1 pseudogene is annotated in these 837 nt (G+C 50.2%); it reads right to left on the reverse strand.

The features are described from left to right. Nucleotides 1-837 (reverse strand): annotated as a pseudogene (locus AC1XUF_RS32050) (T9SS type A sorting domain-containing protein); the annotation flags it as partial.

An 837-nucleotide genomic window follows, 5' to 3' on the forward strand; every position in this document is an offset into this window, starting at 1 on the left:
GTTGGCTACAATGTTGGCCTTCACCGTAGTGCCTTCCAATAGTTCCAGCGACAGCTCTTTTTCAGGGTAATTCTTGTCCCAGGCCCACCCTTGAACCACGCTGCAGTCAACACTTTCAAAGGTCCCAGCATAGTCAGGGAGCTTAGCACAAGTTATTGTACGGGGAGAATTGACCAGGAAAAAACTCGTCCCCTTGATCCGGATACTCAGTGAATGTGCCTGACCGTCTTTCAGCGCAGTTGGTGTTACAATACTGAAACCATAGTTCCCTGTATTGGTAGCGGTCTTGATTTCATCTCGGTAAATATTGGCAACAGCTGTCGCAAATACCGTGCTCCCATCGAGAAATTCAACAGTCATCGTTTTTTCAGGATAATTTTTATCCCAGGCATACCCCTTGATCTGGTTGCAGTCCGCATACTCAAAACTGCCTGCATAGGAAGAAGGTACTGCGCAGGTCACTGTATTGGGCGAGCCGTTCAATACCACATCAGTCCCTTTCACACGTACACTCAATGAATGTGCCTGGCCATCTTTCAATGCATTGGGGTAAACAAAACTAAAACCATAATTCCCGGTGCCTGTGCCAGCGGCCTTCAAGTCGGCGCGGTAAATGTCGGCGGTATCCGTGGCGAGCACTGTGCTGCCTTCAACAAGTTCGATCACCAAAGCTCGGGCAGGATAATTCTGGTCCCAGGCCCACCCTTTGATCAAGCTGCAATCGGCTGTTTCCAAGCTACCTCCATAAAGGGACAGGGATGCACAAGTCATCGCACGGGGAGAGCCGGTCAGTATCGTATTGGTCCCCTTGATACGCACACTGAGCTGGTGCTCCTG

The sequence above is a fragment of the Dyadobacter sp. HNCC25DJ185 genome, assembly GCF_056895195.1.